The sequence below is a fragment of the Pseudomonas lurida genome (genome assembly GCF_002563895.1).
In the GTDB taxonomy this organism is placed as follows: domain Bacteria; phylum Pseudomonadota; class Gammaproteobacteria; order Pseudomonadales; family Pseudomonadaceae; genus Aquipseudomonas; species Aquipseudomonas lurida.
Window position 1 is genome coordinate 549,561 of the sequence record NZ_PDJB01000001.1, and the last position, 13,505, is coordinate 563,065.

Consider the following 13,505-nt stretch of genomic DNA (forward strand, 5'->3'; position numbering starts at 1 on the left):
TCTCCTCAGCAGTCCAGTGGGTTGCGTTTTTCCGGGTTGATCCCGAACTTGACGATAGCGTCTGCCACTACCTTAGGTTCGATCTCACCACGGTCAGCCAAGGCTTCCAGGGCTGCCAACACCACGAAATGACGGTCGACTTCGAAGAAGTGACGCAGCTTCTTGCGGCTGTCACTGCGGCCGAAACCGTCGGTGCCCAGGACTTTGAATTCCTTGGACGGGACCCACTGGCGAATTTGTTCAGCAAACAGTTTCATGTAGTCGGTCGACGCGATCACCGGGCCTTTACGGCCGGTCAGGCACTCTTCGACGAAGGTGCGCTGTGGCTTCTGGCCAGGGTGCAGGCGGTTGTGACGCTCTACGGCCAGGCCGTCGCGACGCAGTTCGTTGAAGCTGGTAACGCTCCATACGTCAGCACCGACATTGAATTCGTCACGCAGGATCTTCGCCGCTTCACGCACTTCGCGCAGGATGGTGCCGGAGCCCATCAGCTGTACGTGGTGTGCCGCTTCCTTGGTGTCTTCTTCGAGCAGGTACATGCCCTTGATGATGCCTTCCTCGACACCGGCCGGCATGGCTGGCTGCTGGTAGGACTCGTTCATCACGGTGATGTAGTAGAAAACGTCCTGCTGCTCTTCGGTCATCTTCTTCATGCCGTCCTGGATGATCACCGCCAGCTCGTAGCCGTAGGTTGGATCAAAGGTGCGGCAGTTCGGGATGGTGGCAGCCAGGATGTGGCTGTGACCGTCTTCGTGTTGCAGGCCTTCGCCGTTCAGCGTGGTACGGCCGGCGGTGCCGCCGATCAGGAAGCCACGGGTACGGCTGTCGCCTGCTGCCCAAGCCAGGTCGCCGATACGCTGGAAGCCGAACATCGAGTAGAAGATGTAGAACGGCAGCATCGGCTGGTTGTGGCTGGAGTACGAAGTACCGGCAGCGATGAAGGAGCTCATGGCGCCCGCTTCGTTGATGCCTTCTTCGAGGATCTGGCCTTTCTTGTCTTCCTTGTAGAACATCACCTGGTCTTTATCGACTGGCTCGTAGAGCTGGCCGACAGAGGAGTAGATGCCCAACTGACGGAACATGCCTTCCATGCCGAAGGTACGGGCTTCGTCCGGGATGATCGGGACGATGCGCGGGCCGATGTCCTTGTCCTTGACCAGTTGCGCGAGGATCCGCACAAAGGCCATGGTGGTGGAGATTTCACGGTCGCCCGAGCCATCCAGGATCGCCTTGAGGGTATCCAGTGGCGGGGTCGGCACGCTGAAGCTGTTGGCGCGACGCTGTGGCACGAAACCACCCAGTGCGGCGCGGCGCTCGGCCAGGTAACGGGCTTCGGCGCTGTTCGGCTCTGGCTTGAAGAACGGCAGGTTCTCCAGCTCTTCGTCCTTGACCGGGATGTCGAAGCGGTCGCGGAACAGCTTCAGGCTGTCGACGTCGACTTTCTTGGTGTTGTGCGCAGTGTTCTTCGCTTCGCCGGCACCGGTGCCATAACCCTTGATGGTCTTGGCCAGGATGACAGTCGGTTGTTCTTTGTGGTTGACCGCTTCGTGGTACGCCGCGTAGACCTTGTACGGGTCGTGGCCGCCACGGTTGAGTTTCCAGATCTCGTCGTCGGACAGGTCGGCAACCATCGCCTTGAGTTCAGGCGTGTTGAAGAAGTGTTCACGAACGAACGCGCCGTCTTTGGCCTTGTAGTTCTGGTACTCGCCGTCGATGACTTCGTCCATGCGACGTTGCAGGATGCCGTCGACGTCCTTGGCCAGCAGTGGGTCCCAGAAACGGCCCCAGATGACTTTGGTTACGTTCCACTGGGCACCGCGGAACACGCCTTCGAGTTCCTGGATGATCTTGCCGTTGCCGCGAACCGGGCCGTCGAGGCGCTGCAGGTTGCAGTTGATGACGAAAATCAGGTTGTCCAGCTTCTCGCGGCCAGCCAGGGAGATGGCGCCCAGGGATTCCGGCTCGTCACACTCGCCGTCGCCCAGGAAGCACCAGACTTTCTGCTTGCCTTCAGGGATGAAGCCACGGGCTTCCAGGTACTTCATGAAGCGTGCCTGGTAGATCGCCTGGATCGGGCCCAGGCCCATGGATACAGTCGGGAACTGCCAGAAATCGGGCATCAGCCAAGGGTGCGGGTACGACGACAGGCCGTTACCGTCCACTTCCTGGCGGAAGTTGTTCATGTGTTCTTCGGTGATGCGGCCTTCCATGAACGCACGGGCGTAGACGCCTGGCGAGGTGTGGCCCTGGAAGTAGATCAGGTCGCCGCCGTGTTCGTCGGTCGGGGCCTGGAAGAAGTAGTTGAAGCCGATGTCATACAGGGTTGCGCTGGAAGCGAAGCTGGAGATGTGACCGCCCAGGTCCGAATCTTTCAAGTTCGTGCGCATTACCATCGCCATGGCGTTCCAACGTACCAGCGAGCGAATGCGGCGTTCCATGAACAGGTCGCCAGGCATGCGTGCTTCGTGGGTAACGGGAATGGTGTTGCGGTATGGCGTAGTGATGGCGTAAGGCAGTTGCGAGCCGCTGCGGGTCGCAAGTTCGCCCATACGGGTCATCAGGTAGTGAGCACGGTCTTCGCCTTCTTTGTCGAGAACCGATTCCAGGGCGTCCAGCCATTCCTGGGTTTCGACGGGATCGAGGTCTTGCATGGCTTGCTCCAGGGCGGAAAGGCTACCAGAATCGGTTGCCTGAAGTTTGCGACTGGCCTTGTGGGCAGACGACATAAATTCTTGGATGGCCGAAGGTTGCTTCGGCGTCCTGTAGTTTTACTACAAATCGTCGGCCATTTCAGCCTTTCGAATGTATATACGAGTAGTAAAACTACACAAGACTGAGCGTATGGCTCGGTCTGGCTGGTGAGCATAATCGTTATTGTTGATCTTTTGCGAACAAGAAAAGGTGAAAGTTTGATGTTGGCTGCCAAAATGAAATTAATTTCAGCTATTTCTAACCTTTGTTCGACAGTCCTTCACCGAGCGTGGTTCTTGCGTTCACAGCAACACGCCATTTACACGCCGATCAAGGATAGACCATGAGCCTTCCAACACTGGCTGAATTACCCGCCATTCTCTTGCCAAAAGCCCAGCGGGCCGAGCAGTCATTTCGTGACGCAGTGGCCGCGCTGGACGACGATCATGGACTTTCTGCGTGGACGCCGCAACGGTGGGCCGACTTCGTCCGCGTGTGCGCAGCCAGTGATTTCGTCATTGAACAGAGTGTTCGTGACCCTTTGATGTTGCTGGAGCTGGTGGCCTGGGGCGAGTTGGACCGCGGCTTCGCGCCCGGCGAGCTGTGTGGGCAAATAGCTGGCGCCGTGCAACAAGCCGAAACAGAAGACGAGCTGGGTCGTGTACTGCGTCGCCAGCGCACGCGCCAGCAAGTGCGCATCATCTGGCGCGACCTGACCCGCCAGGCGGACCTGGTGCAAACCTGTCGTGACCTCTCCGATATGGCGGACGCCAGCATCGACCAGGCCTACCAGTGGCTGTACCAGCGCCACTGCGTGCAGTTCGGCACGCCTACCGGGCGGCGCAGCGGCGAGCCGCAGCACATGGTCATCCTCGGCATGGGCAAGCTCGGTGCGGTGGAGCTGAACCTCTCGTCCGATATCGACCTGATCTTCGCCTACCCCGAAGGTGGCGAAACCGTGGGCGTCAAACGCTCCCTGGACAATCAGGAATTTTTTATTCGCCTTGGTCAAAAACTGATCAAGGCCCTCGACCCGATGACCGTCGATGGCTTCGTGTTTCGCGTCGACATGCGCCTGCGTCCCTACGGCTCGGCGGGCGCGCTGGTGCTCAGCTTCAACGCGCTGGAGCAGTACTACCAGGACCAGGGCCGCGACTGGGAACGCTACGCGATGATCAAGGCACGGGTCGTTGCCGGCGACCAGGTAGCGGGCGCGCAACTGCTCGACATGCTCCGGCCATTCGTCTACCGCCGTTATCTGGACTTCTCCGCCATCGAAGCGCTGCGCACCATGAAGCAATTGATCCAGCAAGAAGTGCGGCGCAAAGGCATGGCCGACAACATCAAGCTGGGCTCGGGTGGTATCCGCGAAGTGGAGTTCATCGCCCAGGCATTCCAGCTGATCCATGGCGGGCGCGACCTGAGCCTGCAGCAGCGGCCGCTGCTCAAGGTGCTCGGTACCCTGGAGGGCCAGGGCTACCTGCCGCCCGCTGTGATTGCCGAATTGCGCAATGGCTACGAATTCCTGCGTTACACCGAGCACGCCATCCAGGCGATAGCCGACCGCCAAACACAAATGCTGCCCGATAGCCCGGAAGACCAGGCGCGCATTGCCTTTATGCTGGGGTTTGCCGACTGGGCGGCTTTCCATGAGCGCCTGATGTACTGGCGCGGTCGTGTGGACTGGCATTTCCGCCAGGTAATTGCCGATCCTGATGAAGAAGAGGGCGAAGAAAGCGAATTGGTAGTGGGCGGTGAGTGGTTGCCGCTGTGGGAAGAGTCCCAGGACGAAGACGCCGCCTGTCGCCAATTGGCCGAGGGCGGCTTCAGCGACGCGACCAAGGCTCTCAAGGCCCTGGCCGGACTGCGCAACAGCCCGCAACTGCGCGCCATGCAGCGCCTGGGCCGCGAACGGCTGGATGCGTTTATCCCGCGCCTGCTCGCCCAAGCGGTCGAGCACGCCAACCCGGACCTGGTGCTCGAACGCGTGCTGCCATTGGTGGAGGCCGTCGCCCGGCGTTCCGCCTACCTGGTACTGCTCACGGAAAACCCCGACGCCTTGCGTCGCCTGTTGACCCTGTGCGCCGCCAGCCCGTGGATCGCCGAGCAGATCACGCGTTTCCCGCTGCTGCTCGACGAATTGCTCAACGAAGGCCGCCTGTTCAAACCGCCGTTGGCGCCAGAGCTGGCGGCCGAGTTGCGCGAGCGCCTGACGCGCATCCCGGAAGACGACCTCGAGCAACAAATGGAAGCCTTGCGTCACTTCAAGTTGGCCCACCGCCTACGCGTCGCCGCCTCGGAAATCGCGGGCAGCCTGCCGTTGATGAAGGTCAGCGACTACCTCACCTGGCTCGCCGAGGCGATTCTCGAGCAAGTGCTGGCCCTGGCCTGGCGCCAGACCGTCGCGCGCCACGGCTCGCCGCAGCGGTTGGACGGCACCCTGTGCGATCCCGGGTTCATCATTGTCGGTTATGGGAAAGTCGGCGGGATCGAACTGGGGCATGGTTCGGACCTGGACCTGGTGTTTATCCATGATGGCGATCCCCAGGCGGAAACCGACGGCGCCAAGCCCATCGACGGCGCGCAGTTCTTCACGCGCCTGGGCCAGCGCATCATTCATTTGCTGACCACCCAGACCAACTCGGGACAGCTGTATGAAGTGGACATGCGCCTGCGACCTTCCGGTGCCTCCGGGCTGCTGGTCAGTTCCCTGGGGGCGTTTGATCGTTATCAACAAAATGAAGCCTGGACCTGGGAACATCAGGCCCTGATCCGCGCCCGGGTGCTGGTGGGCAGCCGGGATGTGGGCGAGGCATTCGAGCAGGTGCGGGCTAAAGTATTGGGGCGCGAACGGGACCTGGTGAAGCTGCGCCAGGAGGTCAGTGAGATGCGCGCCAAGATGCGTGACAACCTGGGCACCAAGGGCACGGCGGCCGGCACCGGCGCCAATGCCTTCGAAGCCACGGCGCTGTTCGACCTGAAGCAGGATGCCGGAGGTATCGTCGATATTGAATTTATGGTGCAATACGCGGCTTTGGCGTGGTCTGCGCAACATCCTTCGTTGCTGCGCTATACCGACAATATCCGCATTCTGGAAGGCCTGGAGCAGGTAGGCTTGATGCCCGCCGCCGACGCCCATCTGCTGCGCGAGGTGTATAAGGCCTACCGTTCCGCTGCACACCGCCAGGCCTTGCAGAACGAGGCCGGTACGGTAGCCGGGGATCAGTTCGCCGACGAACGGCGCCAGGTGATGCGAATCTGGCAGGAGCTGGGGTTGAGCTGAAACACTATTACGGCGGGGAGGCATAGGCCTCCCCGCATCGTTTGTGGAAACTACATGAATATTCTGATCGTTGGGCCCAGTTGGGTCGGTGACATGGTGATGGCGCAGACACTGTTCCAGTGCCTGAAGCAACGTCATCCCGACTGCCAAATCGACGTGCTCGCCCCTGAGTGGAGCCGGCCGATCCTTGAGCGCATGCCCGAGGTGCGCAAGGCCTTGAGCTTCCCGCTCGGCCACGGTGCCCTGGAACTGGCGACCCGCCGTCGCATCGGTAAATCCCTGGCGGGTGCTTACGACCAGGCGATCCTGCTGCCCAACTCGCTCAAATCCGCACTGGTGCCGTACTTCGCCGGCATCCCCAAGCGCACCGGCTGGCGTGGCGAGTTTCGCTACGTGCTGCTCAATGACGTGCGCACGCTGGACAAGGCCCGCTACCCACTGATGATCGAACGCTTCATGGCCCTGGCCTACGCGCCAGGCGCCGAGTTGCCCAAGCCGTACCCGCGCCCGAGCCTGCAGATCGACCCGCTGAGCCGCGACGCCGCCCTGGCCAAGTTCGGCCTGACCCTGGATCGCCCGGTATTGGCCTTGTGCCCCGGCGCCGAGTTTGGCGAGTCCAAGCGCTGGCCGTCAGAGCACTACGCCAAGGTCGCCGAGACCAAGATCCGCGAAGGCTGGCAGGTGTGGCTGTTTGGTTCGAAGAAGGACCACCCCGTGGGTGAGGACATTCGCCAGCGCCTGATCCCTGGCCTGCGCGAAGAAGCCGTGAACCTCAGTGGCGACACATCCCTGGCCGAGGCCATCGACCTGCTGTCCTGCGCCGATTCGGTGGTGTCCAACGACTCCGGCCTGATGCACGTGGCCGCAGCGCTGAACCGTCCCTTGGTGGCGGTGTACGGTTCCACCTCGCCGGGCTTCACCCCGCCGCTGGCCGACCAGGTCGAAGTGGTGCGCCTGGGCCTGGATTGCAGCCCGTGCTTTGATCGCACCTGCCGTTTCGGTCACTACAACTGCATGCGCCAATTGCTGCCGCAGCCGGTGAACGAAGCCTTGCAGCGGTTGCAAGGCTCTGTGGTCGAGGTCCGATAGTTTGCGCGTACTGGTAATCAAGACCTCATCCCTGGGCGACGTGATCCATGCCTTGCCGGCGTTGACCGATGCCGCGCGGGCGATCCCCGGCATTCAATTTGACTGGGTGGTGGAAGAAGGCTTCGCCGAGATTCCCACCTGGCATCCGGCGGTGGACAAGGTGATTCCGGTGGCGATCCGCCGCTGGCGCAAGAACCTCTGGCAGACCCTCAAGAGTGGCGAGTGGCGACGTTTCAAGCAGCGCATCCAGTCGACCAAATACGACTTGGTGATCGACGCCCAGGGCCTGCTCAAAAGCGCCTGGTTGACCCGCTATGTAAGGGCTCCCGTCGCTGGCTTCGACAAAAACTCTGCGCGTGAGCCGTTCGCGGCGCGCTTCTACTCCCGGCGCCTGGCCGTGGCCCGTGGGCAACACGCGGTGGAGCGTCTGCGCCAGTTGTTCGCCGTTGCGCTCGGCTATGACTTGCCCAAGGGCTTGGGCGACTACGGTTTGAGCGTCGACAAGCTGCTCGGCCTGCCGCCCAAGAAACCGTTCGTACTGCTGTTGCATGGCACCACCTGGGACACCAAGCACTGGCCTGAAGCCTACTGGCGTGAACTGGCCGAGCGCATGGGGCGCCTGGGCGTGGACGTGAAGTTGCCCTGGGGCAATGCCGATGAAAAAGCCCGCGCCGAACGCCTGGCCCATGGCCTGCAAAACGCCGAGGTGCTGCCCAAATTGAACCTGGCCGGTGTCGCCCGTGTACTGGCCGGTGCCCGCGCCTGTGTGGCGGTGGACACCGGCCTCGGCCACCTGGCCGCCGCGCTGGATGTGCCGACCATTTCCCTGTTCGGCCCAACCAACCCGGGCCTCACCGGTGCCTACGGCAAGGGCCAGATTCACTTGGCCAGCGACTTCCCCTGCGCGCCGTGCCTGCAAAAGCACTGTACCTATCAACCGACAGCCGACGACTTGCGTCGGTTCGACATCAAGCGCGAGTCGCCCCTATGCTTCACGCGCTTGAACCCTGAGCGTGTGGCCAGCCGACTGAGCACGTTGTTATTGGCTGAGGAGCTGCACTGATGCAACTGGCTTTTGTTCTATACAAATATTTCCCCTTCGGTGGCCTGCAGCGCGATTTCATGCGCATCGCCCTGGAGTGCCAGCAGCGCGGCCACCAGATTCGTGTCTACACGCTGATCTGGGAAGGTGATATCCCGCCCGGCTTCGAAGTGCTGGTGGCACCGGTCAAGGCATTCTTCAACCACCGGCGCAACGAGAAGCTCAGCGCCTGGATGGCTGCCGACCTGGCCAAGCGCCCGGTGGACCGCCTGATCGGTTTCAACAAAATGCCCGGGCTGGACGTGTACTACGCCGCCGACGGCTGCTTTGAAGACAAGGCGCAAAACCTGCGCCACTCGCTGTACCGCTATTTCGGTCGCTACCAGCACTTTGCCGAGTACGAACGTGCGGTGTTTGCCAAGGATGCCAAGACCGAAGTCCTGATGATTTCCGAAGTGCAGCAGCCGCTGTTCATCAAGCATTACGACACGCCGCTGGAACGCTTCCACCTGCTGCCGCCGGGCATTGCCCAGGACCGCCGCGCACCGCCGAATGCCGCCGAGATTCGCGAGGGTTTCCGCAAGGAATTCAACCTGGGCGACGACGACCTGCTGCTGGTACAAATCGGTTCGGGCTTCAAGACCAAGGGCGTCGATCGCAGCCTCAAGGCCGTGGCCGCGTTGCCGTCCGAGCTGAAAAAACGCACGCGACTGTTTGTAATCGGCCAGGACGACCCCAAAGTATTCCAGCTGCAAAGCGCGACGCTGGGGCTGGGGGACAACGTGCAGTTCCTCAAGGGCCGCAGCGATATCCCGCGTTTCCTGCTGGGCGCCGACCTGTTGATCCACCCGGCGTACAACGAGAACACGGGCACTGTGTTGCTCGAAGCCCTGGTGGCCGGGTTGCCGGTGCTGGTCTCGGCCGTGTGTGGGTATGCCCACTACATCGCTGAAGCCGACAGTGGCCTGGTGCTGGATGAGCCGTTCGAACAGCACCAGCTTAACCAGTACCTGACGCACATGCTCACCGACACTGCACAGCGCGCGGCCTGGAGCCGCAATGGGTTGGCCTACGCCGAGACGGCCGACCTCTACAGCATGCCGCAGCACGCTGCGGATGTGATTCTGGCGGAGCCAAAACGATGAAGTTGATTCTTGCCGAACCGTTCAAGACTTTGTGGGCCGGGCTTGATGCCTTTGCCGAAGTCGAGAAACTGCAAGGTGAAGTATTCCGTGAACTGGCAGCACGTCGCACCCTGCGCACCGAGGTCGACGGCCGTCCGTATTTCGTGAAGATCCACCGTGGCATCGGCTGGGGCGAAATCTTCAAGAACCTGATCACCGCCAAGTTGCCGGTGCTGGGTGCCGGCCTTGAGTGGTCGGCGATCCATCGCTTGCAGGCGCTCGGCGTGCCGACCATGACCGGCGTGGCCTTCGGCGAAAAAGGCAGCAACCCGGCGGACCAGCACTCGTTCATCATCACCGAAGAGTTGGCGCCGACGCTCAGCCTCGAAGACGTCACCCTCAACTGGGTCGCCGAGCCGCCCGCGCCTGCGTTGCGTCACGCCCTCACGGCCGAGTTGGCGCGCATGGTCGGCGACATGCACCGGGGGGGCGTCAATCATCGCGATTGCTACCTGTGCCACTTCTTGCTGGACACCTCGAAACCCATCGACGCGAACAGCATCAAGCTGTCGGTGATCGACCTGCACCGCGCCCAACTGCGTGCCCACCTGCCGTTGCGCTGGCGCGACAAGGACCTGTCCGCGCTGTACTACTCGGCGCTGGACATTGGCCTGACCCGTCGCGACAAGCTGCGCTTCCTCAAGGGCTATTTCCGCCAGCCGTTGCGCCAGATCCTGGCCGAGCAATCGGCGTCGTTGAGCCTGATGCAGCGCAAGGCCGACAAGCTGTATGCGCGCAAGCAACGCTACGGGGATGCGATCTGATGGCGGGTTGGAACCTGGAACCTGCCTACGCCAACCTGGCGGTTGATTTTGGAAGCCTCGAAGCGGTATTCGCCCTGCAAGGCGAGCGACTGACCCGCGACCCGTTGTCGGAGGTGATCCGGGTAGAGCGGGGCGGGGTTAATTACTACGTCAAGCGCTACACCGGCGCCGGCAAGGGCCTGCGGCGTTACCTGGGCAAGCCGCGGGTCAAGTCCGAATGGCAGAACCTCAAGCGTTTCGCCAAGTGGGGCATCCCCACCGCTGACGTCGTGGCCTGGGGCCTGGAACGTAAAGGCCTGGCCTATGAGCGAGGGGCGATGATCACCCGCGAGTTGCCGAAAACCGAAGACCTTTCGGTGCTGGCCGAGCGTAATGATGCGCGCCTGCGCGATCCCAAGTGGGTTGACGCGGTGAGCCGCCAGCTCGCCGAATACACCCGCACCATGCACGATCACCGCTTTACCCATAACGACTTGAAGTGGCGCAACCTGCTGATCGATGACCAGTCCACGCTGTACCTGATCGATTGCCCCAACGGTGATTTCTGGCGCGGGTTCTGGCTCAAGTACCGTATCACCAAGGACCTGGCCTGCCTGGACAAGGTGGCCAAGTATCATCTGTCTGCCACCCAGCGCCTGCGCTTCTACATGCAATACCGTCAGCGCCGGCACCTGAGTGCATCGGACAAACAGCGTATTCGCCACGTGGTGAAGTTTTTCGAGGGACGCGAATGAGTGATTTCCTGGCGGCTGAAGACCGTGCGCTGCTGGAGCGCAACGGCCTGGCCACGTTCGATGCCCTGTGGGCCAAGCAGCTGGACGCGGTCGACGAGCCCAATACCAGCCGTGGTGGCTGGAGCAGTGTGTTTCGCCTTGAGCTCGACGGCCACGGCTACTACCTCAAGCGCCAGAGCAACTACCTGACGCGCAGCTTGCACCGTCCTTTTGGCGAGCCGAGCTTTTCCCGTGAATTTCGCAATATCAGCCGTTATCGCAAGCTTGGTATCCCCGCGTTGCAGGCAGCGTTCTACGGCGAGCGCAAAGTCGGCGGCGAGTACCGTGCGATGCTGCTTACCCGCGCGCTGGACGGCTGGAATGACCTGGACTCCTTGCTGGAGCAGTGGCCGCAACTGAGCGAGGCCCAGCACCGTGCGATCCTGCTGGCCTGCGGCCAACTGGCACGCCGACTGCACAGCGTCGGCCAGGTGCATGGCTGTTTTTATCCCAAGCATATTTTCCTGCAGGCGACCGGTGACGGTTATGCCGCACAGTTGATCGACCTGGAGAAAACCCGCCCGCTGTTGTTCGGCTGGCGTGATCGGGTCAAGGACCTCGAACCCCTGCTGCGCCGTGCCCCGCAGTGGTCGGACGCGCAGGTGCGTCAGCTGTTGGCCGCCTATCTTGATCAGCCTGAAGACAGCGCGCTGGTCGCGAGTTGGCTGCAGCGGTTGACGGCGCGGCGTAGCCACAAGGAGAAACGCTGATGCGCCTGTCCGAGCTAAAAAGCGCCGGCCGCGCTCCGAGCTTGCCCCTTACCCTTGACCTCGCGGATGCCGCAGGCCCCGGCCAACTGCAGCTGTTGAGTTTGCTGCGGGTGTTGCCGGGCGAGCGCTATGTCGGCGCAGCGGTGTGGCGCGGGCGTCCGGTATTGGCCAAATTGTTGGTGGGCAGCAAGGCGGCGCGGCATTTCCAGCGTGAGCTCAGTGGCGTGCGCCTGCTGGCCGAACAAGGCCTGACCACGCCGTTATTGCTGGCCGATGGCTTGCAGGCAGGCGAGGGCGGCTGGCTGCTGTTCGAATTTATCGAGGGGGCCGAAAGCCTGGCGGATGCCTGGCAGGCCGTCGAAAGCTTGCCGCCGTTGGCTGACGAACAAACCGCCGTGCTTGCCGAAGCGCTGGGCGCGATCGCACAGATGCACACCAAGGGGTTGTGGCAGGAAGACCTGCACCTGGACAACCTGCTGCGCCAGGACGGCAAGCTGTACCTGATCGATGGTGCCGGGATCCGCGTCGAAGAGGCGGGCAAGCCGTTGTCGCGCAACCGTGTGCTGGAGAACCTCGGGGTATTTTTCGCCCAGTTGCCAAAAAACCTCGAGCCGTTCACCGAAGAACTGCTGGTGTACTACCTGCTGAGCAACAGCGAGCATGCCCTGCCGCTGGAGGCCTTGGAGAAACAGGTGCGCAAGGTCAGCGCCTGGCGCCTCAAGGACTTCTTGAGCAAGGTCGGCCGCGACTGCACGCTGTTCAGCGTCGTGCGCGGCGCGTTTGCCTTGCGCGCGATCCGTCGCGAAGAAGAGCCGGCAATGCTGCCCGTGCTGGAGCAGGCCGATACGCTGCTGGGCCAGGGGCATCTGTACAAGACCGGTGGCGCCGCCAGCGTGGCCAAGGTCGAGGTGGCGGGGCGACCGCTGGTGATCAAACGCTACAACATCAAGGGCTTCGCCCATTGGCTCAAACGTTTCTGGCGCCCTAGCCGTGCCTGGCATTCCTGGCGCGAAGGCAACCGCCTGGCGTTCCTCGGTATCGCCACGCCCAAGCCGCTGGCCGTGCTGGAGACGCGCTTTTTCTGGCTGCGTAGCCGCGCCTACCTGATCACCGAATACCTGCCGGGCCCTGACATCATCGAACGCTTCGCGCCGTACGTTGAAAACGGTGCTGCACCAGAAAACGAACTGCAGGCGCTTGATCGCCTGTTCGCCAACCTGATCCGCGAGCGCATCAGCCATGGCGACTTCAAGGGGCATAACCTGTTCTGGGACAAAGACCGCTGGTCGCTGATCGACCTTGATGCGATGTGCCAACACACCTCTGCCGCCAGCTTCGCCCCGGCATACGCCAAGGACCGTGCGCGGTTCATGCGTAACTGGCCTGAAGGCAGCGCACTCTACCAACTGATCGATCAGCGGCTGCCAACACTGTAGGCGCCGGCTCGCCGGCGATGGTCGTCTCACCGTCAACGCCATAGAGGCTGCACAACCGCTATCGCCGCACAGGCACCAAAAAGCGCTACCCACGATGCGAAGCGAGCCGGTCTCGATCCTGTTTTTGATCTTGATCTTGATCTTGATCTTGATCTTGATCGTGCTTTTGATTTCAGGCGCCCCATCAAACACGCTGGCCGGAATTCGACAGGGATTTGGGGGGTAAACCGGCAGGGATGCCGGTTTAGCCGCCCTGCGCCATGGAGGGCGCGTGGCGGCGGCCCCCCAAATCCCTGTCGGATTACGGGCACACCGAGCGTGAGCGAGGTGCCGAGTGTTGGGGCAAGAGCCTTTTGGTTACTTTGGGGCTCTTTTCCAAAGTGACCCGCTGTAAGAGCGGAACCCATAGCAGCCGTTGCCTAGATAACGGATATGTACTCAGTCTGATCCAACACCCAGGTCGGCTGTCAGGCCGCCTTCGCGGGCAAGCCCGCTCCCACATTTTTGGATCGTGGGGTGACAGTTAGAGAGTG

General features: G+C 62.0%; 9 protein-coding genes. 8 read left to right on the forward strand and 1 reads right to left on the reverse strand.

Annotation, left to right across the window (positions count from 1 at the left end; all coding sequences use genetic code 11):
- Positions 1-5: 5 nt before the first annotated feature.
- On the reverse strand, positions 6-2,651 hold the full coding sequence (gene aceE / locus ATH90_RS02435; protein ID WP_034105812.1) for a pyruvate dehydrogenase (acetyl-transferring), homodimeric type: 2,646 nt from the start codon (positions 2,649-2,651) through the stop codon (positions 6-8).
- A 383-nt stretch (positions 2,652-3,034) separates the two neighbouring features.
- On the opposite strand from aceE, the gene glnE reads away from it, so the two are divergent.
- Genes glnE through ATH90_RS02475 form a run of 8 tightly spaced genes read left to right on the forward strand, consistent with a single transcriptional unit; the run spans position 3,035 to position 12,972 of the window.
- Positions 3,035-5,974, forward strand: coding sequence for a bifunctional [glutamate--ammonia ligase]-adenylyl-L-tyrosine phosphorylase/[glutamate--ammonia-ligase] adenylyltransferase (gene glnE / locus ATH90_RS02440; RefSeq protein ID WP_069021307.1), 2,940 nt, complete (start codon positions 3,035-3,037; stop codon positions 5,972-5,974).
- A 54-nt stretch (positions 5,975-6,028) separates the two neighbouring features.
- The gene (gene waaF / locus ATH90_RS02445; protein ID WP_034105809.1) at positions 6,029-7,063 is read left to right on the forward strand and encodes a lipopolysaccharide heptosyltransferase II; all 1,035 of its coding nucleotides are present in this window, start codon (positions 6,029-6,031) and stop codon (positions 7,061-7,063) included.
- Between the two features lies 1 nt (position 7,064).
- Positions 7,065-8,126, forward strand: coding sequence for a lipopolysaccharide heptosyltransferase I (gene waaC, locus ATH90_RS02450; RefSeq protein ID WP_098465643.1), 1,062 nt, complete (start codon positions 7,065-7,067; stop codon positions 8,124-8,126).
- A complete protein-coding gene (locus ATH90_RS02455) occupies positions 8,126-9,250 on the forward strand; it encodes a glycosyltransferase family 4 protein (RefSeq protein ID WP_034105804.1) in 1,125 nt (374 codons plus the stop codon). The genes waaC and ATH90_RS02455 overlap by 1 nt, the downstream gene beginning before the upstream one ends.
- Entirely contained in the window at positions 9,247-10,053 is an 807-nt protein-coding gene (rfaP, locus tag ATH90_RS02460; RefSeq protein WP_034105802.1) for a lipopolysaccharide core heptose(I) kinase RfaP, read from the forward strand. Before ATH90_RS02455 ends, rfaP begins: the two co-directional genes overlap by 4 nt.
- Complete coding sequence (locus ATH90_RS02465; RefSeq protein WP_034105800.1) at positions 10,053-10,787, forward strand: lipopolysaccharide kinase InaA family protein; 735 nt, start codon at positions 10,053-10,055, stop codon at positions 10,785-10,787. Before rfaP ends, ATH90_RS02465 begins: the two co-directional genes overlap by 1 nt.
- On the forward strand, positions 10,784-11,536 hold the full coding sequence (locus ATH90_RS02470; protein ID WP_069021305.1) for a lipopolysaccharide kinase InaA family protein: 753 nt from the start codon (positions 10,784-10,786) through the stop codon (positions 11,534-11,536). The genes ATH90_RS02465 and ATH90_RS02470 overlap by 4 nt, the downstream gene beginning before the upstream one ends.
- Entirely contained in the window at positions 11,536-12,972 is a 1,437-nt protein-coding gene (locus ATH90_RS02475) for a lipopolysaccharide kinase InaA family protein (RefSeq protein ID WP_098465644.1), read from the forward strand. Before ATH90_RS02470 ends, ATH90_RS02475 begins: the two co-directional genes overlap by 1 nt.
- Positions 12,973-13,505: the final 533 nt, after the last annotated feature.